Below are 23769 nucleotides of genomic sequence, written 5' to 3' on the forward strand. Positions count from 1 at the left end.
GCACCGGCGTGCCTGCGAACAGCCTGCCCGGATGTGCGCAGCCCACGGGAACGCAACCCGGAAAAGTTCCTCCACCGGCGCATTGCGATCACCGGTCCGCATCCACGGAGCTCGGCGACCCAGCGTTCGCGAACCCAGCTTTCGCGAACCCAGCACTGGGGGACCCAGCATTCGGTGACTCAGTGTTCGGAGACGCAGCGTTCGGAGACGCAGCGTTCGGAGATGCCGTATACGGGGACACGATGTCGGAGTGCGCGGCGCGCACGGTGACGTGCGGGGCCGAATCGCGGCCGAACAGTGCGGGCAGACCGAGGACCGGGACCCGGGTCTCGACGTGCGCGGTGACCGTCGAGCCGGCCTCGTCGCAGGGTCCGCTGCATTCGAGGCGGATCGCCCAGCGCGCATCCTCGACACCGAAGTCCTCGAAATGGAGGCGCGCCATCGCCTCGGCCCGGGCGCCAGCGGAATCGGGGTAGCGCGCGGCGGCCCGGGCGGCATTGATCGCCGTCGTCTGGGTGGCGTAGGACCCGGCCTGCACCTGGCCGAGCGAGAGCACGAGGTAGACGAGGGGAATGAGGAGGACGACCGAGGCGAAGATGAACTCGATGGGCGCCGACCCGCGGTCGGATACCACTGCCGCACGGGTCCGGGGGAGTCGCTGTGTCGGCACGTCTCAGCCCTCGATGTCCTCGGCGATCGCGCGGCCGCTGAGCTCCCACACGCCCTGCGGTCCAAGGAGTCCGAGCACCGGGATCGGGGTCGTCACCGTGACGGTGACGATGTTCGTCCCGGAGACTGCGGACTCGGTGACCTCGATGTCCTGTGCATAGCCATCCCCGATCCCCGCGGTGATGAGGGCCCGGGCGAGGCGTGCGCCGTCGGCCGGCTCCTGGTCGGCGAGAGCAGCCTGGCGTGCCCCCGCGACGGCGGAGTCCGTCACCGTGTTGCGCACGTGCACGGCGATGCACAGCTGGAGCACCGAGACGAAGACCAGGCTCAGCAATCCGCTCACCATGACGAACTCCGCAACGGCGGAACCGGCATCGGGGCGCGCGGCCGAGCGGGAACCGCGACGGGGCTCGGGACGGGACTCCGGACCGAACTCGGGACGCACAGCGAGTCGGATCCCCGAACCGGCCCGGTGGCGTTCGCGGCAGGTGCCGGCAGGTCGGGGTATGCCGGGGGTTCGGGCCGAGCCGGCGGCCCGGGCTTTGCTGGCTGCTCGGGAACTGTCGACTGTTCGCGGAATGCCGGCTGTTCGGGAATTGCCGCTGCCCGGCCACCGCTGCCACCAGGTCAGTGGGCAGGAACTGAGGTTCTTCATGGTTCAGCCGGCGCTGCGGACCTTGTCCATGGAGTCCTGGAACATCGAGGTGAACGCTTCGCCGGCGAGCGCCCAGAGGGCGACCACGAGAGCGGCGGTCATCATCGTGATGAGAACCCAACCGGGCACGTCGCCGCGATCGCTGCGTGCCGCTCGGCGGGAGCCGGGCGCGCGATCATCGAGCGCGACGAGGGCAGTGAGGAACAGGAACAGACGGGTGAAGATCCTCGTGGTCATGGTGGGTACCTTTCTCAAGGGGGGGCGACCGGTCTGCGGCGACCGGGTCTCAGATGGTCGGTTCTCGGGTGGCGCAATTTCAGTTGCTCTGGGCTCAGTCGATCGGGTCGCGGGCGTGTGCAGAGGAACAGGTCACCTCATCCCGTGAGCTCGAGAACGGCGAGGGAGGGGAACACGGCGAACAGGACGGTGATCGGGAGGACGAAGAGGACGACCGGCACGAGCATCCCGACCTCCTTCTTCCCACTGAGCTCCATGAGGTGTCGGCGGCCCTCGTCCCGGACGTCGGCTGCCTGCGCCCGGAGCACCTCGGCGAGTGGGGTGCCGCGGGAGATCGCGACGGCGATGCCATCGACGAACTGGACGATGCTCGGGATGCTCGTGCGCTTGCCGAGGTTGTCGAGAGCCTCGACGAGCGGGGTGCCGGTCCGCGCCTCGGCGAGGGTGAGTCGGAGCTCCTCGCTGAGCTCCCCGGTCGTGCTCCGGCACGAGCGCTCGAGCGCGTCGACGGTGCCCTCGCCGGCGGTGATCGACAGGGCGAGGAGCTCGGCGATCGTCGGGAACTCGGCGAGGATCCGGGCCTCGCGCTGCTGGACGCGGCGGGTGAGAAGCCAGTCGTTGGCGAAGTGCCCACCCAACCCGCAGATGGCGACGATGAGGATGAAGGCCACGGGATTGAATCCGCGTCCGACGGCGACGACGGTCGCGAGCCCCGATCCGACGACCAGACCGGCCGCGACGAGGAGCAGCTGCAGCGCCCGGAACCGCTCGACCGTCTCGTTCCGGCCCAGTCGAGCGAGGCGGGCAGTGACGCTCGCGTCCACGGTCAGTCGCGATGACAGCCAGCGGCCGAGGCGCCGCACGGCGGAGCGGGCGACACCCCGGATCCCGGCGTCGGTGGGGACAGGGGGACCGTAGAGCTCGGCGACGCGGGGGCGGTCGCGCAGATATGGGCCCACGCGGTCATCGAGGGTCGGCCTGCGGAACACGGGAAGATTGAGCACGAAGAACGCGAGCGACAGGCCGAGCACCAGGCCGGTGCCGATGACGGCTGCGGGATTGAAGGGGTTGAGGTGCTCCATCAGTCACCTCAGGACCCGCGGTTCGGCCGGGAGGCGACCGATCCGCTTCATCACGGTGTAGGCGGCCAGGGAGACGACGAGGCCGACGAGGAGCAGCGTCGCCCCTGCCGGGGTGTTGTATGCGGCGGTGGTCTGCGGGCGGCTGGCGAGGAGCGCGAGCACGACCCACGGCGCGGCGACGGCCAGACGTGCCCCGGTGACGGTCCAGCTCTGCCGCGCCTGGAGCTCCGCGCGGGTGCGGGAGTCGTCCCGGACGAACTGGCTCAGCGTCTTGAGCATGACCCCGAGATCGGTGCCGCCGACCTCACGGGTGACGGCGAGGGCGGCGACGATGCGGTCCGCCACGGGGTCCGCGCACGCGATCTTGAAGCGATCGAGCGAGAGGGCGAACGACCCGGTTGCCCGGTACTCCTGGGCGAACACGGTGAACAGCGGGCGCAGCTGTTCGGGGCCGCGGACGCTCAAGCCGCTGATGGCCTCCGGCAGCGACAGGCCGGCGCGGATCCCGGAATGGAGGTGGTCGATGGCCTCCGGCCACAGCGTGCGCCGCTCGACCTGGCGGGCGCGGGCCCGCTGGCGCACGATCATGAGCGGTGCGAGACCGGCGAACAGGCCGAAGCAGGCGCTGATGCTCACCGCACCCGTGAAGAGGTGGGCGAGGAGGAGCACCGCGCCGCCGGTGGCGAGGGAGACGACGAGGAGGTGACCGGGGGAGGCGCGCGGGAAGCCGGCGACGGTGAGCGCCTCGTCGAGCTCGACGAGGAACCGGGGCCGAGGAGTCGTGCGGGGTGGGGTGACCCACATCGACCACCAGATGAGGAACAGTCCGCAGCCGACGCCGAGTCCGCACAGCGCCGCCGCCAGCGAGGTGCTCATGCGGCTTCCAGGATGCTGTGGATGTCCTTGCCGACGGCGGCGAAGCGGTCGCCGAGGTGGGTGAAGCCGGGCCCGCGGACGAGCGCACCGTCGTGATCGGTGTGGAAGACGTTCTCGAGCTCGACGACCCCGGCCTCGAGTCCGCCGGGGATCGCGGCGATCTCCTCGACGCGTCGTTGCCCGTCACGGTCGAGGCGGAGGTGGACGACGAGGTCGATGCTGCCGGCGACGGTCGGGGTGACGAACGTCGAGCCGATGTTCGGCCCGGCGAGGAGCGGCAGGGTGCAGAGCTTGGTGACCGCGGAGCGGGCCGAGTTCGCGTGGATCGACCCCATTCCGGGCAGGCCGCTGTTCATCGCGACGAGCAGGTCGAAGCATTCGGCCTCGCGGACCTCGCCGACGATGAGGCGGCTGGGCCGCATCCGCAGCGCCTCCTTGACGAGCTGGCGGAGAGTGATCTCACCTGTGCCCTCGAGGGAGGGCTGGCGGCATTGCATCGCCACCCAGTCGCGGGCGGGGACAGCGAGCTCGAACACCTCCTCGCAGGTGATGACGCGCTCGCGGGCCGGGATCGAGCCGGTGAGCGCATTGAGCATGGTGGTCTTGCCCGCCTGGGTCGCACCCGAGACCACGATGTTGGCCCCCGCGATCACTGCCGCGTCGAGGAAGGCGGCTGCATTGGCCGGCAGTGTGCCGTTGGCCACGAGGTCGTGCAGGCTGCGCGTGCGGGTGATGAACTTGCGGATGTTCACCGCTGGGTGCGTGCGCGTGATGTCGGGGAGGACGACGTGGAGTCGGGAACCGTCGGGGAGGGTGGCGTCGACGAAGGGGCTCGACAGGTCCACGCGCCGCCCGGAGGTGCGGAGCATGCGCTCGATGAGGTCGGTGACCTCGGCCTCGGTGAGCAGCGTCGGGGTGAGTTCGCTGATGCCGCGGCGGCTGATGAACACGCCCTGAGGTGCGTTGATCCAGATCTCCTCGACCTCGGGGTCGTCGAGGTATTTCTGGAGCACTCCGAACCCGGAGACCTCATCGAAGATCCGCCGCCCGGTCTCCTCGGGATTCGCCAGCAGGGGGAGTGAGCCGGCGAGGGTGCGCTCGTCGTAGTCGTGGATGACCTGGAGGACGAGCTCACGGGTCTGGGAGGGCTCGGTTCGCGGGTCGATGCCACGGGTCCGGATGAGATCGCGGACCTCGGCGGCGATGATGTCGGCGGCGTCCATGGGTGTCCTGTGGGGATCGGGCGCTGAAGCGGTCGGGTGGGGGATGCGTCCCGGATGGGTCGCCCGGGAGGGGTGTTTCGAGAGGGTACAGGACCCAAAGTAGACGACCGCAGGTCCCCGGACCAGCCCCGGAATCGAAATTGTGGATAACTGTTGAGTAGGTTCCGGGCGGTGCTTCCCAGTGGCCATGGCAGCGTGCAGGGCGTTCACCTGGAGCGAGTCCCGAGAACACGTTTCGCGCGGAGAGTTCTTCAGCCCCGATCGCTTCCTGCGAGTTCGTCCCCGGTCGCCGCAGCACCGAACGCATCGGGCGCTCGGCGCACCGCGTCCATGGACAACCGTGCGCCCGCGGAGGATCCGGCGGCGCCCGGCGGCGCCGGGACCCGCCCGTGCATGCACTACCCTGGAATCACTATGGCCACAGACTTTCCTTCCGAGATCGCTGCCCTGCAGCAGACCTTCGCCTCGATCCGCGAGGTGTCCGACGTCGACCAGCTGCGATCCGAGGTGAATGAGCTGACCGAGGCCGCCGCCGCGCCCGATCTGTGGGACGACCCGGAGGCCGCGCAGCAGGTCACCTCGAAGCTCTCCCACAAGCAGTCCACCCTGGAGAAGCTCGAGAGGTTCGACTCCCGGATCGAGGACGTCGAGCTCCTTGTGTCCATGGCCGAGGACGAGGACGACGCGGAGACCCTCGCGGAGGCGGAGGCGGAGATCGGCAAACTGCGCCGCGAGCTCGACGCGCTCGAGATCTCCACGCTCCTGTCCGGCGAGTACGACGAGCGGGCCGCCGTCATCACCGTGCGCTCCGGCGCCGGCGGCGACGACGCCACCGACTTCGCGCAGACGCTCGCCCGGATGTACGTGCGCTGGGCGGAGGCGAAGGACTACGGCGTGCAGGAGCTCGACACCTCCTATGCGGAGGGCGCGGGCGTGAAGTCCGCGACGATCCAGATCAACGCCCCCTACGCCTACGGCACGCTGTCCGTCGAGGCCGGGACCCACCGGCTCGTGCGGATCAGCCCCTTCGACAACCAGGGACGTCGGCAGACCTCGTTCGCCGCGGTCGAGGTGGTCCCGCTCATCGAGTCGAGCGACCACGTCGACATCGACGAGAACGACCTGCGGATCGACGTCTACCGGTCCTCCGGGCCGGGCGGCCAGTCGGTCAACACCACCGACTCCGCCGTGCGCATCACGCACGTGCCGACCGGAACGGTGGTGAGCATGCAGAACGAGAAGTCGCAGATCCAGAACAAGGCCGCCGCGATGCGCGTCCTCCAGTCGCGCCTCCTCCAGCTCAAGAAGCAGGAGGAGGCCGCCGAGCGCAAGGACCTCGCCGGCGACATCAAGGCGAGCTGGGGCGACCAGATGCGCTCCTACGTCACCCACCCCTACCAGATGGTCAAGGATCTGCGGACCGGCCATGAGGTCAACAACCCGCAGGCCGTGTTCGACGGCGACCTCGACGGGTTCCTCGAGGCCGGCATCCGGTGGCGCAAGGAGGGCCAGAAGGCCGCGGAGGCGGAGGCCGCCAACCCCTGATCCGCACCCGGGCCTGAAACCTGGCTCTGAAACGCACAGCGCCCCGGACCGACGATGTCGGTCCGGGGCGCTGCACCGTGCGAGGTGATCCCCTGCTGAGCTGGTCAGGGCGGGTTCAGCCGATCACTCGCTCGGGTGCTCCGTCTTCTCAACGGGGGAGGGCTTGGTGTCAGTGTCGGACTCGGCGGACTCCGTGTCGCGCTCGACCGGTGCGGTGTCGTCGCCGTCGATCGTGCCGTCGGAAAGCTCCGAGCGATCCGCCTTCTCCTCTGCGTGCGGGGTGGTGGAGTCGGTGATGCCCTGGTCATCGGAGTGATCCGGCGTGTGCGCGGCGTCGGCGTCGTCGCCCACCGTGTCCGAGGCGCCCGCCACTCCCGAGGAGCTCACATCGAGCCGCTCGTGGTCCTGCGGAGCATCCGGCCCGCCCGGCTCGGTCGCCTCGGGGTCGCCGGTCTCCGGTTCGGCCTCGACGGGTGCGCTATCCGGCTGCTCGCCGGTTGCCGAGCTGTCTGCCACAGGTTCGGCCGGCGTCTCGTTCGTCGCCGGGGCCTCGTCCTTCAGCGGGGTCTCGTCCTTCGCGTCTTCCGTATCCGGTTCCGGCGATGCGTCCGTCGCGCCGGCCGCGCTCGCAGTCTTCCCGGCAGGGGTCGACTCGCTACCGGGAGCATCCTCCTCGATCGAAGCCTGATCATCGGTCGCAGGCTCCTCGTCGGCCGGGGTCTCGTCCGATGCCGGGGCCTCGTCCTCGACCGGCGTCGTCTCCTCGACCGGGGTGGTCTCCTCTGCGGGAGTGGATTCGTCGTCCGGAGTGGATTCGTCGTCCGGGGTCTCCTCGACGACGGTGGTCTCCTCGACCACGGTCTCTTCGTCAGCAGGCGACTCGTCGGCGGTTGCCTCCTCAGCCGGGGTCTCCTCGGTGACGACCTCTTCCTCGACCACCGTCTCCTCGGCGACTGCACCCTCGGCCGGGGTCTCCTCGACAGTCGTCTCCTCTTCCACGACGACCTCCTCCTCGACGGGAGCCGGAGGGGTGTACTCGAGGTTGTAGTGGGCGTAGAGAGCGTGCCCGGCGTCGTCGCTGAGCGTGGACCCGTGCATCGACGGCGCGGACTTGATGACCGACTTGGGATACGGCACCCAGACCCCCGATTCGGTGACGGTCGACCGATCGAGCGGGAGCAGCGGGTGCGAGCCGAACAGTCCGGTGTTGACCGATACCATGGTCGGTTCGCCGGCGGGATCGCGGTGGATGTCGGCGACGGTGCCGACCTTCCGGCTCCCCACCTCGAACACCGTGGCATCGGCCAGCGGGTCGCGGAGGACGACGTGTGCGGCCGAGGTGTCCGCCGACTCCGTCTCCTCGGTGCCGTTCGAGGTGTCCTGCTCCGGGCTCTTGTCACTCATGTGGGGCTCCTCTGATCTGCATCGTTCCCTGTCACCTGGTGTCTCCACTTTACGGTGACCGTGCGGCCTTGGGAACGGCGAGGTGGGTTGGGTGGTGGTCTCACCTGCGGCCGGACGATCGGCGCCGGGCGGGCCTCGCCGGACGATCGGCCGTCCGCCGTGGTCCCATGCGGCGGCGGGGGAGCGCAGAGGGGCCGGTTCCGCAGCTGCGGAACCGGCCCCTCCGGCGAACTGACCCTGATCAGCGGGACCCGGTGGTGGTCACCGTGGTGATCCCCGGGCCCCGGTGGCGATCAGTGGCGGGCGTCGCCTCGGCCGTCGACATCACGGCCCTGGGCGTTGCCCAACTCGTCGACCCGCTTGTCGCCGGCAGCACCGCGAGTATCGGCGTCGACGTCGATCTGCTCCTTGCGGACCTCGCCGGACACCGTCTCGGAATCGGTGACGGTGCGCTTGCCGACGTTGACCTTCTCCGTGGCGACGGTCTCCTTGTCGACCACCGGGCGCTCCTCGCGCAGGGTGATGGTCTCCTCGGCGCCGTCGGCGCGGCCGTCGATCGAGCCGGTGCGGGCCTCGGCGGAGTTCGGGTCGATCGATTCGCGCTCGACGACGAGCTCCTCGCGCTGGACCGGGACCTCGACCTGCTGGTTCTCCGACACGACGCGCTTGCGCAGACGGGCCTTGCCGGCCTCGCGCTGCTCGGTGCCGACCTTGAGGCGCTCCTCGTGGGCGACGACCTGCTTGCCCTCGGCGCCCTGTCCGGCAACGCGGTCGGCGTCACGGCGGTCGGCGTCACGGCGGTCGTCATCGCGGCCTGCGGTGCCGGCGGCTCCCGCTGCCCCGGCGGCGGTACCGGCAGCGGCGCGGTTGACCGCATCGGTGCGGTCACGGCCGTCGCCGGCGACGCGGTCATCGCTCACGCGGCCGTCATCGTCGTAGGAGAGGCTGTAGTACTCGAAGATGCGACGCTCCTCGGCCGGGTCGAGGTGGCCGTCGGCGTCGATGTTCGGCGCGTCCTTGATGAAGTCCTTGGTGAAGGGGACCGTGAAGCCGTCCTCGGTGCGGGTGGCGGCGTTGAGGGGCACGAAGGTCTCGTTCGTGCCGAACAGTCCGGTCTTCACCGTGGCGAACTTCGCCTCGTCGGTCTGGTCGTCGAGGTAGACCTGACCGATCGAACCGACCTTCTTGCTGTCCTGGTCGTAGATATTGGCATTGGTGAGATCGTCGAGATCGAAGCGATCGTTCATGAAAATCATCGTCCTCTCGGTGGTGCGTGTTCGAGCGGCCCCGGAGGGCCCTTACCTCCTTCACTCTGGTCGAGTCGGGACCACAAGGCGAGCAATCCGAGTCGAAACCCGAATAATCAAGGCGCACTGTCAGACGGTGCACAAGGATCCTTGAGGATTCTGGGCCTCGCTCCGGGAATATGATCCGGCTCCCGCGGAATCTCGGGCCCGCCGCGTCGGCCGCGGCGCTCGGAAACCTCCCAGACGACCCGCCGACCCCGCCCTGTGACCCGCCGACCCCGGCACGCGGACCCCGCTCGTCGCCTCGCGCGGACCCCGCCGAGAGCGGCGAACGGCTCCTGCGATCCGGCGCGCCATCCGGCGGCCGCCGGCTCTGCCGACACGCCTGGACGGTTCGGCCGGAGGGTCCGCGGTTCCGGCCGCCGCGCTCCGTATAATCGAGGTGGTCCCCGTCCTCCAGGCGATTGAGAAGAAACTGCGTGATCACCTTCGAATCGGTCACCAAGACCTATGATTCCAAGGCCGACCCTGCCCTGAACGACGTCTCCTTCACCGCCGAGGCGGGGGAGTTCGTGTTCCTCGTGGGCGCCTCGGGCTCGGGCAAGTCCACGGTGATCCGCCTCGTGCTCCGCGAGGAGGTGCCCACCCGGGGCCGGATCCGCGTGGCGGGGAGGTCGATCATCCGGATGCCCTCGTGGAAAGTGCCCTACCTGCGGCGCAGCATCGGCACCGTGTTCCAGGACTTCCGTCTGCTGCCGAACAAGACGGTTTTCGACAACGTCGCCTTCGCACTCCAGGTCATCGGCAAGTCGTCCGCGGCGATCTCCACCCTCGTCCCCGACGTCCTCGAGACCGTCGGGCTCGAGGGCAAGCACCGGCGCCTGCCGCACGAGCTCTCCGGCGGCGAGCAGCAGCGCGTCGCGATCGCCAGAGCCGTGGTCAACAAGCCCGGCATCCTCCTCGCCGACGAGCCCACCGGCAACCTCGACCCGGTGACGTCCACCGACATCATGGAGGTGCTCGAGCGCATCAACCGCAACGGCACCACGGTCCTCATGGCCACCCACGACGGCGACATCGTCAACCGCCTGGGCAAGCGCGTCATCGAGCTGCGCGGCGGAGTGATCGTGCGCGACGACGAGCAGGGCACGTACCAGGTGGGCGCATGAGACTGTCGTTCATCTTCTCCGAGGTCCTCGTCGGCCTCAAGCGCAACGTCTCGATGGTGCTCTCCGTCGTCCTCGTGACCTTCGTGTCCCTCCTGTTCGTCGGCTCCGCGATCCTCCTGCAGATGCAGATCAACGGGATGAAGGACTACTGGTACGACCGCGTGCAGGTCGCCCTGTTCCTGTGCCCGCCCGACTCCGAGGCGCCCACCTGCGCCGCCGGCGAGGCGACGACGGAGCAGAAGGACGCGATCCGCGCCGCGCTCGACGGGCAGGACCTCGCGCCCTACGTCGAGGAGGTCCACTTCGAGGACCGGGCGATGGCCCACCAGCTGTTCGAGGAGCAGTTCGAGGGCACCTCGCTCGAGGGGACTATCCCCGAGGACCAGATGCAGGAGTCGTTCCGCATCAAGCTCACCGACGCCGAGCAGTACGAGATCATCAACGAGTACTTCTCCGCCACCCCCGGCGTCGAGGAGGTCGTCGACCAGAACCAGCTCCTCGACCAGCTGTTCTCGATCATGAACGTCGCCACCGCGATCGCACTCGCCATCGCGGTGATCATGCTCCTGTGCGCGGTGCTCCTCATCGCCACGACCATCCGCCTGTCCGCCTACTCCCGGCGCCGGGAGACCGGGATCATGCGGCTCGTCGGCGCCTCGAACGCCTTCATCCAGATGCCCTTCATCCTCGAGGGCGTGATCGCCGCGGTCATCGGCGCGCTGCTCGCCGCGCTCGCGCTCGGCCTTGTCGTGCAGTTCGGCGTGCAGGGGTGGCTCCAGGACCAGGCGGCGAGCTTCGAGCTGATCTCGCTCGGCGACGTCCTGCTCGTGGCCCCCGTGCTCGTCGTCATCGGCATCCTCATGGCCGGGGTGTCCTCCGTCCTCACCCTCCGCCGGTACATGAAGGTCTGATCCCATGCGACCCATCCCGACCCCCAGCAGAACCCGGCAGCGGACCCGCGCGCTCCACCTCGGCCGCCTCCACGCCGACCGCGGTGCGCCGGCTGCCCGCGGTGGCGCCGGTCCGAGGAGCGCCGGTCGCAGGATCGTCCTTGCGCTCACCGCGGCGGCGCTCGCCGTGCTCATGCCGGTGGCCGGGCTCGCGGCGAACCCGCAGGAGAAGAAAGACGCCGTCGACGAGCGGGTCGAGGAGCTCACCCGCGAGTTCCAGGGGCTCGACGAGGAGCTCGCCCGTGTCATCGCGGAGAAGGAGGCCGCCGAGGAGGCGATGCCTGCCGCGGAGGACGCGCTGTCGCAGGCCGAGGACGAGCTCGCCGAAGCCCAGCGCGAGGACGAGGAGCTCGCCGCGCGCATGACCTCGGCGCAGAACGCGCAGGAAGACCTCCGCACCGAGATCGACGCCGGGGAGCAGGAGCTCGCCGCCAGCCAGGGCGCGGTCACCCGCATCGCCCGGCAGGCCTATCAGAACTCCGGCGTCACCTCCGACCTCGCGCTCCTCCTCCAGATGGCCTCGAGCGACACCGGGGCCCAGGGACTCGGGCGGGTCGACTCCGCCGTCCGCTCCCAGCAGCGCACGATCACCCGGCTGTCGGAGCAGCGCACGACGAACCGGAACAACCAGGACCGGCTCGACGCGATCGCCGTCGAGATCGAGGACCTCAAGGAGGAGGCGGCCGCCGCCGTCCTCACCAAGGCCGCTGCGGAGAACGACGCGCGCCAGCGCAAGACCGACCTCGACTCCCTCATCGACACGAAGGACCGGGCCTCGCAGACCATCGAGGACAACCGGGCGAAGACCGAGGAGGAGCTCAAGAAGCAGCAGGAGGAGCAGGAGCGCCTGGCCGAGGAGGTCGAGAAGTGGGAGCGCGAGGCCGAGGAGCGCGGCGAGACCCTGCCCGGCAACGGCGAGTTGCGCAATCCCGCGCCCGGATACCCGGTGACCTCGCCGTTCGGATACCGGATCCACCCGATCACCGGCTCGCGCCGCCTCCACACCGGCACCGACTTCGGCATCCCGTGCGGCGACCCGGTGCGCGCCTCGGGCGACGGCATCGTGGTCTCCTCGGGCTGGGCCGGCGGCTACGGGAACCGGGTGGTGATCTCGCACGGCAAGGTCGACGGGAAGACCATCGCATCCACCTACAGCCACAACACGCGCAACACTGTGCGCGCCGGTGACCGGGTGTCCCAGGGCGACGTCATCTCCCGCGCCGGCACCACCGGCTCCTCGACCGGCTGCCACCTCCACTTCGAGATCATGCAGAGCGGCGCCTACGTCAACCCGATGCCGTTCATCCAGTAGCGCGGCCCATCCGGCAGCGCCGTCCGTCCGGCGGCGCCGGTCGGCGCTCGGGCGACCTGTACACTGGTGGATCTGTGCCCACACCTCGGGCACGCGCGAGTTCCGCGCTCGCGGGGCGGCATCCGCGCCCAGCGCACGGCAGGCGACGATCGGTTCGGGAGGAGGACCATGGCCAAGGGAAGCCAGAAGAAGACCGGGAAGAACGCCAAGACCGGCGCGAAGACCGGCGGCAAAAACGCGATCACGACGATCGCCCGCAACCGCAAGGCGCGCCACGATTATCACATCGAGGACACCTATGAAGCCGGCCTGGTGCTCACCGGGACCGAGGTGAAGTCCCTCCGCGAGGGCCGCGCATCGCTCACCGACGGCTTCGGCCTGATCTTCCAGGGCGAGGCCTGGCTCGAGGGCGTCTACATCCCCGAGTACGTGCAGGGCACGTGGACGAACCATGCTGCCCGCCGGCGGCGCAAGATGCTCCTCCACAAGGACGAGATCCTCAAGATCTCGCACAAGCTCAAGGAGTCCGGGCGCACGCTCGTGCCGCTCGAGCTCTACTTCGTCGGCTCGCGGGTCAAGGTCGAGATCGCCGTGGCGCTCGGCAAAAAGGACTGGGACAAGCGCCAGGCGCTGCGCGAGAAGCAGGACGCCCGCGAAGCCCAGCGCGCGATGTCGCTCCGCCGCCATATGTAACCCTCGCGCCACCCTGTGGGTATCGCTGTGGACCGAGATTCCTACCATCGAGTTGGACGCTTGTCCATACCGTTTCGGAATGATCTTCACTCGCCTCTCACCTGCAACGATGCATGTTATCCACAGATGAGTTCACCCGCTGTGCAGAACGTGCGATCAACTGTGGACAACCGGTGGATTCCCAGGCCGCTGCCCGCCCTTCTGCCGCCTGCTGCCGGGGGGTTTGCGGCCTATGGCCTGTGGACCAGCGCGCTGGGTCGGAGGTGCCGCGCAGCCGAACGGTGACACGGTCGAACGGTGGGTGACACGGTCGAACGGTGGGCGACACGACCCGATGGCGGGCTCCGGCATGGTCTGTGCTCCGGCATGGTCTGTGCTCCGGTGCACGGTGCTCAGCCGTGGACGCCGACGAAGCGCAGGTTCGGGCGACACAGCGCGGGTTCGGACGGCGAGGTGCGGGTTCACAAGATGAAGTGCAGGTTCGGACGGCGTGGTGCAGGTTCAGGCCGCTGCTCGGCACGGTCGGGAATGAAAGTGGACGCACGGCTGTTGTCGGGAGTAGCATCAGAGGTCCGGCTGGCAGCTGAGCGGGTTCGCTTCCGCGCAGGCGCAGTCGGTTGGCAAGTGAATATGGGGATGATCGGTTTCGACGTTGGACATGGCGTCGGGAGAAGCGGGCCGAGAATGCAGAGTCAACTCGTTAATGTCCTCTGCAAAACAATAGGTGCTAAGTCTAACAACCGCACCGATTTCGCCCTCGCCGCCTGATAACGCGAGCTGCGAATCCGTCAGCCTAGAGTTGCTTCCGCTCTAGTTCCTGGCGTCAGCTAGGGAGCCACTGCTGTCGGCACATGTTGGGGGTGTCGATGGGACTCTTACTCAACTCCGTTCGTTGGTCTACGTGTTCGTGCGATGACCAGGACCTAAGAAGCTGTTTCACGAACTGCGCCCGGAGAAGACCCGGTAATATGCCGACGGACGCGGGTTCGATTCCCGCCATCTCCACTTGTGGACTGCCCTCGGGGATCGCTGACGTCACGCGGACCTCGGGGGCTTTCTCCTGCCCGGATCTCGGGTCTCGGTTCGCGGACCTCGGATCGCGGACCTCGGGTCTCGGGCCTCGGGTCTCGCAAGCGTGCACCATGTGCAGCGCATCGATGCTGCCGGTGCAGGGGTGCGGAGCCGCCCCAGCGGGGAAGCGGCACCCATCTCTCCTCGACCGGGGGATGCGAGTGTTCCTGCACCACGCGGTCGAATCTGCGTCCATGAGGCCCGGATGCGCTGGAATTCAATTGCATCGATGGGAATCACTCGCATTCGGCTCTCCGCGCACGATTTGCCGGGCCCGAGGCGCCGGCGGTGATCTGCTGAGTGCGTCTCGACTCGACGCATGCGCCACCGGGTCGGAGGCACAGCACACTTCTCCGCAACGCTGCGCACTGCTCCGCACTGCACTTCTCCGCCGCGCACTGCTCCGCGGCGTTCCGCCGTCCGTTTCCCGCGGCTCCGTACCCCCTTCTGCGGCGCCATACCCCTCCCGTACCCCCTCCCGCGGCCCCGTACCTCCTTCCCGCACGTCGCCGAAGGCGATCAGAGCGATCGCGCCGCCGGACCACGGGATCGCGGTGCGACCCGTGACAGTGCAGAGAACTGCGGAATCGCTCTCAGGAACCTTCTAAAATTGCGCTCTCACGTGGGGTTTCATCGGGAACTCACGCAGGTCGACCTGTTCGCGTCGCTGCTTGAAGCACAGGCCCGCGCACTGTAGGTTCGTCTGTGTTCGATGTGAAGTAGCTCATAAGGAGACCCCATGACGATGTCACGCATCCGCTTCCCCCGTCTACCGCGGATGGTGACTGCGGTCGCCGCCGCCACCGTGCTCGCGCTGGCTCCCGGGGTCGCCCCGATCGCCTCGGCCGCCACCGAGGAGTCCACGGAGGGCGCGATCGACGCCCCGGCCGAGGAGAAGACCCTGCGGATCGCGACCGCCGGCCAGATCGACAGCTTCAACCCCTTCACCACGATCTACCTCACCTCGACGGGCATCAACCGCTACGTCTACGAGAACCTCGTCCAGTACGACGCGAAGGACGGCTCGCCCACCGAGGGTCTCGCCGAGTCGTGGGAGACAAGCGAGGACGGCATGACCTGGACCTTCACCCTGCGTGAGGGCATGAAGTGGTCCGATGACGAACCGATCACCGCCGAGGACGTCGTCTACACCTACACCCAGATGATGGAGGACCCGGCGGGCATGGGCGCGGCCAACGGCAGCCTCGTGCAGAACTTCGACACCGTCGAGGCACCCGACGACTCCACGGTCGTCATCACCCTGACCGAGCCGCAGGCGCCGAACCCCGGCACCGAGATCCCCGTCGTCCCCGAGCACGTGTGGTCGGCCAAGGAGGATGCGGTCGGCGACCCGGGCGACACCGACGTCGTCGGCTCCGGCCCGTTCGTCCTCGAGAGCTACGAGCCCAACCAGTCGATCACGCTCAGGGCCAACCCGAACTTCTGGCGCGGCGCCCCGCAGATCGACACGATCCAGTACATCTACTACACGAACTCCGACGCCCAGGTGCAGGCGCTGCGCTCCGGCGAGGTCGACTTCATCACCGGGCTCACCCCGGAGCAGGTCACCGCGCTCGAGGGGGCGGACAACGTCGAGATCAACGCCGGCACCGGCCGCCGCTACACCTCCATCAGCTTCAACTCCGGTGCGGAGACCCCCGAGGGCGAGTCCTACGGCACCGGCAACGAGGCCCTCACCGACGTCGCGGTGCGCCAGGCGCTGCGCCAGGGCATCGACATCGACACCCTGCGCGAGCAGGTCATGCAGGGCTACGCCGACCCGGCGACGAGCTTCATCCCCTCGGCGTTCCCCAAGTGGCACCTGCCGGAGGACGATGAGGCCATCCTCGAGCACGACGTCGAGGCCGCGAAGCAGACCCTCGAGGACGCCGGCTGGACCGAGGGTGCCGACGGCATCCGCGAGAAGGACGGCGAGAAGCTCTCCCTGCGACTCCTCGTCGACTCCGCCTCCCAGCCCGAGCAGGCGATCGGCGAGTTCCTCGGTCCGTGGCTCGCCGACCTCGGCGTCGAGCTCGAGGTCGAGGCGTCCGATGCCGACACGATCTCCAGCCGCACCCTGGCCGGGGACTACGACATGTACATCACCGGCTGGAGCATCAACCCGGACCCGGACTACCAGCTCGGCATCAACACCTGCGCCTCGCGTCCCGACGCCGAGGGCAACGGACCGTCCTCGCAGGACGGCTACTGCAACCCGGAGTTCGACGAGCTCTACGCCCAGCAGCACACCGAGCTCGACGAGGGAGCCCGCGAGGAGCTCGTGCGCGAGGCGCTGCGCCTCAACTACACCGACACCGCGCAGATCGCCCTGTGGTACCCGCAGGCGCTCGAGGCCTACCGCTCGGACCGCTTCGACGGCTTCACCACCCAGCCCGAGGCCGACGGCATGATCGCCGGTCAGGCCGGCTACTGGGGCTTCTACACGGTCGAGCCCGTGAGCGGCGAGTCCGGCGGTGAGTCCGGCGGCCTCGGCACCGGCGCCTGGATCGGCATCGGCATCGCCGTGCTCGCCGGTGTGGGAGTGGTGATCTTCGCCCTCACCCGCCGCAAGAGCGCCGACGACCGCGCCTGATGTCACCGTCCGGCGCCCGACCACCCCGGTGATCGGGCGCCGGACCGCTGTGCCGCGCCCCTGAGGGCGCCGCACCGATTGGAGTCAGAAGTGTCAGCCAACCCCCCGTCCGCCGAGCCGCCCGTCGACCCGCACGTCGACGATCCGGCCGTCGCGGAGCCGCGCACCGCGGCCGGCGAGGATCCCACGCGGGGCCCCGCCCTCGGTGCTCCCCAGGACAGTGCTCCCCGGAACGGTGCTCCCCAGGACATCGCTTCCCAGGACATCGACGAGCCGCCGGCCGGCACCTCGTTCCTGGCCTACTTCGGCCGCAAGCTCGGGGGAGCCGCGATCAGCATGCTCATGGTGATCCTCCTCGGCTTCTTCGCGTTCCGGATCCTGCCCGGCGATCCCGTCGCCAAGATCGCCCGCGAACGACCGATGACCGCCGAGCAGGTCGCAGCGCTGCGCGCCGAGTACGGCCTCGATCAGCCGCTCCTCGTCCAGTTCTGGGACTACCTCACCGGGATCTTCACCGGGGACATGGGGGAGAGCTACGTCTACCAGCAGTCGGTGAGCTCGCTCATCGCGCAGTACGCCTGGCCCACCCTGCTCCTCACCGGCACCGCGGCGATCATCGCGATCGTGCTCGGCCTGTGGATGGGGCAGCTCGCCGCCTGGAAGCGCAACTCGCTGTTCGACAAGGCCACCACCGGCACCTCGCTCATCCTGTGGTCGGTGCCGACCTTCTGGCTCGCGCTCATCCTCCTCATGGTGTTCGGCGGCACGCTCCAGTGGCTGCCCACCGGCGGCATGGTCTCGCCCGGCGTCGAACCCGGCACCTTCGCCTACGTCATCGACGTCGCCGAGCACCTCATCCTCCCGGTCATCACCATGGTCGCGGTGATCTACGCCCAGTACCTCCTCGTCATGCGCGCCTCCCTGCTCGAGGAGATGAGCGCGGACTACCTCACCACCGCCCGCGCCAAGGGTCTCAACGAGGACGGCGTGCGCCGCAAGCACGCGGTGCCCAACGCCCTGTTGCCCACCGTCACCCTCGTGTTCATGCACATCGGCGGACTCATCGCCGGCGCGGTGACGGTGGAGACCGTGTTCTCCTGGCCGGGGCTGGGCAAGCTCACCTACGAGGCGATCAGCGGCCCCGACCTGCCGCTCCTGCAGGGCACGTTCGTCGTGTTCTCCGCCGCGATCATCGTGATGAACCTCATCGCCGACCTCCTCTACCGCCAGCTCGATCCCCGCGTCAGGAGGGCCTGAGATGTCCACCGTCCTGTCACCGCGCGCCGTCGCCTTCAACCGCCGCAAGGCCGCCGCCGGACGCGCCTGGAAGATGTTCCTCCAGGACCCGGCCGGCGTGTTCGGCGCCGTCGTCCTCGTCATCGTGTCGCTCATCGCGATCCTCGCACCCGTCATCGCCGACCGCTCGATGCTCGACGTCACCCAGCAGCTCGACCAGCCGCGCTACGCCCCTCCCTCGGCCGAGCACCTGCTCGGCACCGACAACTACGGCCGCGAGCTGTGGGTGCGGATGGTGTGGGGTGCCCGCGTCTCCCTGCTCGTCGGGCTCGCCGCGACCGCGATGTCGATGATCATCGGCACGATCATGGGCATGGCTGCCGGCCACTTCACCGGGTTCCTCGGCGGCCTCATCATGCGCATCATCGACTTCTTCCTCGTGCTGCCCTCGCTGCTGCTCGCGATCGTCCTGTCCTCCGTGCTCGACCGCGGGGTGTGGACGATCGTGCTCGCGATCGGCATCACCTCGTGGGCGGGCACCGCGCGCGTCGTGCGTGCCCAGACCCTGTCCGCGGAGTCGCGCCTCTACATCGAGCGCGCCCGCGTGCTCGGCGCCGGACACTGGCACATCATCGTCAAGCACCTGTTCCCGGCCGTGCTCCCGCTCGTCATGGCGAACACCACGCTCACCGTCGGGACCGCGATCATCGCCGAATCGACCCTGGCGTTCCTCGGCCTGGGCGACACCACCCAGCAGTCCTGGGGCACGATCCTCAAGAACGCGATGGACGTGTCCGCTGCGACGAGCGGCTACTGGTGGTACATCCTCACCCCGGGCGTCGCGATCGTCATCGTGGTGCTCGCCTTCACCCTCGTCGGCCGTGCCTTCGAGTCGATCGCCAACCCGACCCTGAGGAGCCGCTGATGCAGGAGATCGTCTTCGACGACGTCACGATCCGCTATTCCTCGAACACCCGGCGCGGCGAGATCGCCGCGGTGCGCGGCGTGTCGCTCACCGTGCCTGCCGGCGGCACGCTCGGGATCGCCGGGGAATCCGGGTCCGGGAAGTCCACGCTCATCCTCAGCCTGCTCCGGCTGCTCCCGTCGAACGCGACGCTCACCGGGACGGTGCTCGTCGGCGGCCGGGACCTCGGCGAGCTCAACTTCGGTGAGCTGCGCGCCCTGCGCTGGTCGGACGCCTCGATCGTGTTCCAGGGGGCGCTCCACTCCCTCAACCCGGTGCGCACCGTGGGCCGGCAGATCCTCGAGGCGCTCGAGCTCCACGTCAAGGACGGCTGGCGCACGAAGGAGGAGCGCACGGCCCGGATGCACGAGCTCCTCGCGCAGGTCGACCTCAGTGCCGACAAAGCCAAGGCGTACCCGCACGAGCTGTCCGGCGGGCAGAAGCAGCGGGTGATGATCGCGATGGCGCTCGCCTGCGAGCCGCACGTCATCATCGCCGACGAGCCCACCACCGCACTCGACGTCATCGTCCAGCGGCAGGTCCTCCAGGTGCTCCAGCGGCTCGTCGCCGACCGCGGGATCACGCTCCTCATGATCTCCCACGACCTCTCCGTGCTCGCCGAGGTGTGCGAGCGCCTGGCGATCATGAAGGACGGGGAGATCGTCGAGATCGGCGACTCCGCGGTCGTCTGCGCCGACCCCGAGGAGGCCTACACCCGGCAGCTCGCCGAGGCGTTCCCGACGATCGGCGACCGGCACTCGCGGCTCAACCCGGTCACCCGCAACCCGGCTCGGATCGCCCCCGCCGCCGGGACGGGAACGGCCGGAGCCGAGGCGAGTGCCGGTGCCGGATCAGGGGCGGGAGCCGGTGCCGAGGCCGGAACCGGTGCCGAGGCCGACACGGGATCCGCTGCCGAGGTCGGGGCCTCACCCGGCACGGCCGCCGGTGCGGGCGCCGCAGAGTTCACCATGACCGACGAGGTCGTGCTCGAGGCGAAGAACCTCAATGTCTCCTTCTCCGCCCGCGGCCGCCACGTGCGCGCGGTGCGCGACGTCGACCTCGCCCTCCACCGCGGTGAGATCCTCGCCGTCGTCGGCCAGTCCGGCTGCGGGAAGACGACGCTCGCCCGCAGCCTGCTCGGCCTCCAGGAGACCGACCCCGGTTCGGAGATCCGGTTCCGCGGGAAGCCGCTGAGCCGCCGGCCCAAGGACCTGCGCGCCTTCCGCAAGGAGGTGCAGATGATCCTCCAGGACCCGTCCGGCTCGCTCAACCCCAAGCTCAGCGTCTACGAGTCCGTCGCCGAGGGCCTGCGCGTGCAGCACTTCACCGGCGACGAGCGCGCCCGCGTCATCGAAGCGCTGACGAACACGGAGATGACCCCGGCGGAGGACTACCTCGAGTCGATCCCGCAGGAGCTCTCCGGCGGCCAGCGGCAGCGCGTCGTCATCGCCGGGGCACTCGCCCTCGACCCCGAGGTGCTCATCGCCGACGAGCCCGTGGCGAGCCTCGACGCGTCCGTGCGCGGGGAGATCCTGTCGCTCATCCTCGAGCTGCGCCGCCGGCTCGGGCTCACCGCGCTTGTCATCACCCACGACCTCGGGCTGGCGTGGAACATCGCCGACACCGTCGCCGTGATGTACGAGGGGCGGATCGTCGAGCGCGGACCGGTCGAGGACGTCCTCCTCGACCCCCAGCACGAATACACGCGCACGCTGCTCGGCGCGGTCCCGAGCTTCCGGCTCGACCGGGTGAGCGAGTGAACGGGGGCACCGTATGAATCGCACCGCCGCCGAGGCGTACCTCGATTCCCCGCCGCTCGTCCCCGGGGACCGGGTGCACCTCATCGCGGCATCGAGCCCGACGGACGCGGCCGGTTTCGACCACGCCCTCGCGACCCTCGAGGGCTGGGGCCTCGAGGTGGTGGTCGGTGAGCACGTCCGGGCCGTCCACCCCGAGCTACCGTACCTCGCCGGCACCGACGAGCAGCGCCGCGCCGACCTCGAGGCCGCCTGGTGCGACCCGCGCACCTCAGCCGTCATCGCCCTGCGCGGCGGCTACGGGGCGATGCGTCTGCTCGACGGCCTCGACTTCTCCCGCCTCGCCGCCCACGCGACCCGGCCCGACGGCCGACCCAAGCTGCTCGCCGGGTCCTCCGACGTCACGGCGCTGCACCAGGCATGGGCGCACCATCTGCGGGTGCCCACCCTGTTCTGCCCGATGGTCGGCAACGCGGTGTTCCGCACCTCCACGAGGATCGCCGCCGACGTCCGCTCCTGGCTGTTCGAGCCATGGCGCGGTCGTTCCATCGCCGGGCCCGAGGCGCGCACCCTCATCCCGGCACCCGACGGCGCGCCCGTGCCCGGCCGGATCACCGGCGGCAACCTCAGCCTGCTCGCCGCCTCGCTCGGCGCGCCGGAGAACCCGCTGCCCGTGGCGTCCGGGACCGGCATCGTGCTCCTCGAGGACGTCGACGAGACGCCCGCCCGCCTCGACAACCTCCTCCTCCAGCTCGTCCGCAGCGGTTGGACGGACGGGGCCCGGGCGGTCGCGCTCGGCTCCTGGGAGGACTGCGGGTCGGTCGCGCAGATCGAGGCGCTCGTGCACGAGGTGCTCGGCCCCCTCGGCATCCCGGTGGTGTGGGAGCTCGGCTTCGGCCACGCCGAGGATGCGCTGAGCGTGCCGCTCGGCGTCGCCGCCGCCCTCCACGCCCCGGCCGGCGGCGCACCCGCCCTCACCCTCATCGATCCGAAGGAGACCCCATGACCGCAGACCGGCAGCCGGACCGCACTCCCGAGAACCCCACCCCCGGAATCCCTGCCCGCGCGCTCCCGGACGTCGACTTCGGCGCACTGCCCGGGGTCGAGTTCTCCGCGCTCGCCTATGACGTCGACACCGGGACCACGCTGTTCTCGCACGCCCCCGAGCGCGTGCTGTCGACGGCGAGCATCGCGAAGATCTTCCTCCTCCACGCGACCCTGCGGATGGTCGACCGCGGCGAGCTGTCCCTCGACGAACGGCTCCGTCGCCGCCCCTCGGAGCGGGTCGACGAATCCGGGCTCTGGTACCTGCTCCAGCAGGACTCCCTGAGCGTGTTCGACATCGGGATGCTCATCGGTGCATTCAGCGACAACTTCGGCACGAACGTGCTCCTGCGTCGCGTCGGCCTCGACCGGGTCGCTGCGAGCGCCGCCGAGCTCGGGTACACCGACTCCGCCCTCCACGACTTCCTCCGCTGGCCCCGCCCCGCCGGCGCCCCGTCCCGGCTGTCGAGCGGCACCGCCGCGGAGATCGCCGACTTCATGGCCCGGCTCGCCCGCGACGAGCTGTTCGACGCCGCCCACTCGGAAGTGCTGCGCCGCTGGCTCGGGGCCGGCGCGGACACCTCGATGGTCGCCTCGGCCTTCGAACCCGACCCGCTGGCGCACTACTACTACACGCGCGGATCCTGGGTGTGGAACAAGACCGGCACGGATTCCACCGTCCGCTGCGACGCCGGTGTTGCGATGACGCGGGAATCCCGTGTGGCCTACGCGGTGTTCGCCAACTGGGAGCCCGACACCGACCGGGTGCTCGAGGTCATGCCGCTGATGCGCCGCGCCGGTGAGATCATCGGAGCGTACCTGCAGCCGGAGATCTACGGGCGCGCGGCGGACGCTGCGAGTGGTCCCGAGGACCCGCACCGCACCCCGACGGAGGACTGACATGATCGACGTGTTCGACGGCCACAACGACCTGCCCTGGCACCTGCGGGAGACGCGCGGGGGCTCCGTCGCAGACCTCCACGACGCCGCGGTCTCGCCCTTCACCACGCTCGGGCAGCTCCACGACGGCGGGGTGAGCGCCCAGTTCTGGTCGGTCTACGTCCACAGCTCGATCACCGGGCCGGCCGCGGTGCGCGCCACGCTCGAGCAGATCGACCTCGTGCACCGGATGGTCGACGCCTACCCGGACGACCTCGTCTGGGCCCCGACCGCCGCGCAGATCCGCGCGGCGACCGGCACCGGGCGGGTCGCCTCGCTGCTCGGCGTCGAGGGCGGGCAGCAGATCGACGAATCCCTGTCCGTGCTGCGGATGTACGCCCGGCTCGGCGTGCGCTACATGACCCTGACGTGGTCGACGACCCACAGCTGGGCGGACTCCGCCACGGACGAGGCGCGCCACGGCGGGCTCACCGCCTTCGGCCGGGAGGTCGTGGCAGAGATGAACCGGATCGGGATGATCGTCGACCTCTCGCACGTCGCCCCGAGCGTCATGCACCAGGCGCTCGACATCAGCGAGCTGCCCGTGATCTTCAGCCACTCGTGCGCCTTCGAGCTCAACCCGCACCCGCGCAACATCCCCGCCGACGTCCTCGACCGGCTGCCCGCCAACGGGGGAGTCGCGATGGTGACGTTCGTCCCCTCCTTCGTCACCGACGCCCGCCGCCGGTGGGTCGAGGCCGGCGAGGTGGGGGAGCCGCCGGAGGTGACGCCGGCCGATGTCGCCGACCACTGCGACCGGATGCGCGAGCGCGTCGGCATCGACCACGTGGGTCTCGGCGGCGACCTCTGCGGCACCGACACGATGCCCACCGGGCTCGACGACGCCTCGACGTACCCGGCGCTGCTGACCGAGCTCGCCGGTCGCGGCTGGAGCGAGGCCGACCTCCGGAAGCTCGGGTCCGAGAACGTGCTGCGCGCGCTCGAGGCCCACGACGACCGCCACCGCGCCACCACCGCCGCCCATTGAGAGCCGGGTCCGGTACTCCGCTCCTCGACACCCTGCACCTCGAGATCCTGCACCTCGAGATCCTGCACCTCGAAATCCTGTACTGCGAAACCCTGCTCCTCGACCGAAAGGCACC

Annotated in this window: 20 protein-coding genes and 1 other RNA gene; 13 read left to right on the forward strand and 8 right to left on the reverse strand. The window is 69.6% G+C overall.

What is annotated here, in order from left to right; translation table 11 throughout:
• Positions 1-88: 88 nt before the first annotated feature.
• The 6 genes from FDF13_RS07270 to FDF13_RS07295 all read right to left on the reverse strand — a co-directional run bounded on the left by FDF13_RS07270 (position 89) and on the right by FDF13_RS07295 (position 4742).
• Positions 89-670: a hypothetical protein gene (locus tag FDF13_RS07270; RefSeq protein ID WP_217494829.1), complete on the reverse strand. Its 582-nt coding sequence runs from the start codon at positions 668-670 to the stop codon at positions 89-91.
• Between the two features lie 3 nt (positions 671-673).
• Positions 674-1114, reverse strand: coding sequence for a TadE family protein (locus tag FDF13_RS07275; protein WP_247423001.1), 441 nt, complete (start codon positions 1112-1114; stop codon positions 674-676).
• Positions 1115-1327: 213 nt separating this feature from the next.
• A complete protein-coding gene (locus FDF13_RS07280; protein ID WP_247422998.1) occupies positions 1328-1561 on the reverse strand; it encodes a hypothetical protein in 234 nt (77 codons plus the stop codon).
• Between the two features lie 137 nt (positions 1562-1698).
• Positions 1699-2643, reverse strand: a complete 945-nt coding sequence (locus FDF13_RS07285; protein WP_137319068.1) for a type II secretion system F family protein — start codon at positions 2641-2643, stop codon at positions 1699-1701.
• Between the two features lie 3 nt (positions 2644-2646).
• Positions 2647-3519: a type II secretion system F family protein gene (locus FDF13_RS07290; protein WP_137319069.1), complete on the reverse strand. Its 873-nt coding sequence runs from the start codon at positions 3517-3519 to the stop codon at positions 2647-2649.
• Entirely contained in the window at positions 3516-4742 is a 1227-nt protein-coding gene (locus FDF13_RS07295; RefSeq protein ID WP_137319070.1) for a CpaF family protein, read from the reverse strand. Before FDF13_RS07295 ends, FDF13_RS07290 begins: the two co-directional genes overlap by 4 nt.
• Before the next feature lie 414 nt (positions 4743-5156).
• On the opposite strand from FDF13_RS07295, the gene prfB reads away from it, so the two are divergent.
• Positions 5157-6287 carry a peptide chain release factor 2 gene (gene prfB, locus FDF13_RS07300; RefSeq protein ID WP_137319071.1) on the forward strand — a complete coding sequence of 377 codons (1131 nt, stop codon included), beginning with the start codon at positions 5157-5159 and terminating at the stop codon, positions 6285-6287.
• A 123-nt stretch (positions 6288-6410) separates the two neighbouring features.
• Here prfB and FDF13_RS07305 read toward each other — a convergent pair whose 3' ends face one another.
• Both FDF13_RS07305 and FDF13_RS07310 read right to left on the reverse strand, forming a co-directional pair.
• Positions 6411-7691: a hypothetical protein gene (locus FDF13_RS07305; RefSeq protein WP_137319072.1), complete on the reverse strand. Its 1281-nt coding sequence runs from the start codon at positions 7689-7691 to the stop codon at positions 6411-6413.
• 293 nt (positions 7692-7984) lie between these two features.
• Complete coding sequence (locus tag FDF13_RS07310) at positions 7985-8938, reverse strand: PRC and DUF2382 domain-containing protein (RefSeq protein WP_137319073.1); 954 nt, start codon at positions 8936-8938, stop codon at positions 7985-7987.
• A 479-nt stretch (positions 8939-9417) separates the two neighbouring features.
• Between FDF13_RS07310 and ftsE the strand changes: the two genes are divergently transcribed.
• From ftsE to FDF13_RS07370, 12 genes are all read left to right on the forward strand, one after another.
• The gene (gene ftsE, locus FDF13_RS07315) at positions 9418-10107 is read left to right on the forward strand and encodes a cell division ATP-binding protein FtsE (RefSeq protein ID WP_137319074.1); all 690 of its coding nucleotides are present in this window, start codon (positions 9418-9420) and stop codon (positions 10105-10107) included.
• On the forward strand, positions 10104-11018 hold the full coding sequence (gene ftsX, locus FDF13_RS07320) for a permease-like cell division protein FtsX (RefSeq protein ID WP_137319075.1): 915 nt from the start codon (positions 10104-10106) through the stop codon (positions 11016-11018). Before ftsE ends, ftsX begins: the two co-directional genes overlap by 4 nt.
• Positions 11019-11022: 4 nt before the next feature.
• Positions 11023-12369, forward strand: coding sequence for a M23 family metallopeptidase (locus FDF13_RS07325; RefSeq protein ID WP_137319076.1), 1347 nt, complete (start codon positions 11023-11025; stop codon positions 12367-12369).
• Positions 12370-12537: 168 nt separating this feature from the next.
• Positions 12538-13062, forward strand: coding sequence for an SsrA-binding protein SmpB (gene smpB, locus FDF13_RS07330; RefSeq protein WP_137319077.1), 525 nt, complete (start codon positions 12538-12540; stop codon positions 13060-13062).
• A 632-nt stretch (positions 13063-13694) separates the two neighbouring features.
• Positions 13695-14070: a transfer-messenger RNA gene (ssrA, locus tag FDF13_RS07335) on the forward strand.
• A gap of 802 nt (positions 14071-14872) precedes the next feature.
• A complete protein-coding gene (locus FDF13_RS07340; protein WP_254668733.1) occupies positions 14873-16726 on the forward strand; it encodes an ABC transporter substrate-binding protein in 1854 nt (617 codons plus the stop codon).
• A 90-nt stretch (positions 16727-16816) separates the two neighbouring features.
• Complete coding sequence (locus tag FDF13_RS07345; protein ID WP_217494830.1) at positions 16817-17983, forward strand: ABC transporter permease; 1167 nt, start codon at positions 16817-16819, stop codon at positions 17981-17983.
• Position 17984: 1 nt separating this feature from the next.
• A complete protein-coding gene (locus FDF13_RS07350) occupies positions 17985-18887 on the forward strand; it encodes an ABC transporter permease (RefSeq protein WP_175406901.1) in 903 nt (300 codons plus the stop codon).
• The gene (locus FDF13_RS15250; RefSeq protein ID WP_137319078.1) at positions 18887-20686 is read left to right on the forward strand and encodes an ABC transporter ATP-binding protein; all 1800 of its coding nucleotides are present in this window, start codon (positions 18887-18889) and stop codon (positions 20684-20686) included. The genes FDF13_RS07350 and FDF13_RS15250 overlap by 1 nt, the downstream gene beginning before the upstream one ends.
• Positions 20687-20699: 13 nt before the next feature.
• The gene (locus FDF13_RS07360) at positions 20700-21689 is read left to right on the forward strand and encodes an LD-carboxypeptidase (protein ID WP_137319079.1); all 990 of its coding nucleotides are present in this window, start codon (positions 20700-20702) and stop codon (positions 21687-21689) included.
• Positions 21686-22627: a serine hydrolase gene (locus FDF13_RS07365; protein ID WP_137319080.1), complete on the forward strand. Its 942-nt coding sequence runs from the start codon at positions 21686-21688 to the stop codon at positions 22625-22627. Before FDF13_RS07360 ends, FDF13_RS07365 begins: the two co-directional genes overlap by 4 nt.
• Position 22628: 1 nt before the next feature.
• Positions 22629-23654 (forward strand): dipeptidase, encoded by a 1026-nt coding sequence (locus FDF13_RS07370; RefSeq protein WP_137319081.1) that lies wholly within the window; start codon positions 22629-22631, stop codon positions 23652-23654.
• Positions 23655-23769 lie beyond the last annotated feature (115 nt).

Source organism: Brevibacterium sp. CS2 (genome assembly GCF_005280295.1).
GTDB lineage: Bacteria > Actinomycetota > Actinomycetes > Actinomycetales > Brevibacteriaceae > Brevibacterium > Brevibacterium pityocampae.